Consider the following 1,174-nt stretch of genomic DNA (forward strand, 5'->3'; position numbering starts at 1 on the left):
CCTCGACCGGCTCACCGCGGGCGTCCTGGTGTTCACCGTCGACCCCGCGCACCGCGCCGCCTACCAGGACCTCTTCGCCGCGCGGCGGGTCGCCAAGACGTATCTGGCCGTGGCCCCCGCGCCGGAGGGGACGCCGCACGTCCGGGAGCGGTCCAGCCGGATCGTCAAGACGCGCGGGGTGCTGCAGGCCGCCGAGGTGGACGGCCCCCCGGACGCCCACACCCGGATCACCCTGCTCGAGGTGCGCGAGCCCGGAACAGGGCGGTCGGGCACGCCTCTCGGCCTGTACCGTCTCGAACCCACCACCGGGCGCACCCACCAGCTCCGCGTGCACATGAACGCGCTCGGCACGCCGATCCTCGGCGACGACCTGTACCCCCGGGTGCGGACGATCACCCCCGGTGACTTCTCCCACCCGCTGCAGTTGCTCGCCCAGACCATCGGGTTCACCGACCCCGTGTCCGGCGCGGAACGCCGGTTCAGCACCCGCAGGTCGCTCGAGGCGTGGCCGTCCGGGAAGGCCCTGGTGCAAGATCCGGGCCATCCCCCATCGGCACCCGCTCCGAACTCCTGCATGCTTTAGGTCGACCACCATGATCCAGGGGAGCAGATGACCACGCAGGCCGAGACCCATCACCGGACGGAGGGCGCGGAGCTCGCAGCCGTCGCCACAGACCTCGTCATGACCTACGGCGAGGGCGAGACCGAGGTCCGAGCGCTGGACCACGTCAGCGCCTCGTTCGAACGCGGACGGTTCACCGCGATCATGGGCCCGTCCGGCTCGGGCAAGTCCACGCTGATGCACTGCATGGCCGGCCTGGACCGGCCGACCTCGGGTTCGGTCCGCGTGGGGGAGACAGAGATCGTGGGCCTGGCGGACAAGGAACTCACGGCGCTGCGCCGCGACCGGATCGGATTCGTGTTCCAGTCCTTCAACCTCGTCCCCACCCTGACCGCCGAGGAGAACATCACGCTCCCGCAGGACATCGCGGGCCACGCCATCGACCGTGCGTGGTTCGACGAGGTGATCGGGCGGCTGGGGATCGCCGACCGTCTCTCGCACCGCCCGTCGGAGCTGTCCGGCGGCCAGCAGCAGCGCGTCGCCTGCGCGCGTGCGCTGGTGGGGCGCCCGGACATCCTGTTCGGCGACGAGCCCACCGGCAACCTCGACTCC

Annotated in this window: 2 protein-coding genes; both read left to right on the plus strand. The window is 71.6% G+C overall.

Annotated elements, in window-relative coordinates; translation table 11 throughout:
* Positions 1 to 583, plus strand: a 583-nt coding sequence (locus G6021_RS05470) for a pseudouridine synthase (protein ID WP_241736432.1), incomplete at its 5' end; no start/stop codon positions are given.
* A gap of 27 nt (positions 584 to 610) precedes the next feature.
* Positions 611 to 1,174: ABC transporter ATP-binding protein (locus tag G6021_RS05475; RefSeq protein WP_182640811.1), on the plus strand; the 564-nt coding region annotated here is incomplete at its 3' end.

Origin of the sequence: Dietzia sp. CW19, from assembly GCF_014145265.1 — a bacterium.
Taxonomy (GTDB): domain Bacteria; phylum Actinomycetota; class Actinomycetes; order Mycobacteriales; family Mycobacteriaceae; genus Dietzia; species Dietzia natronolimnaea.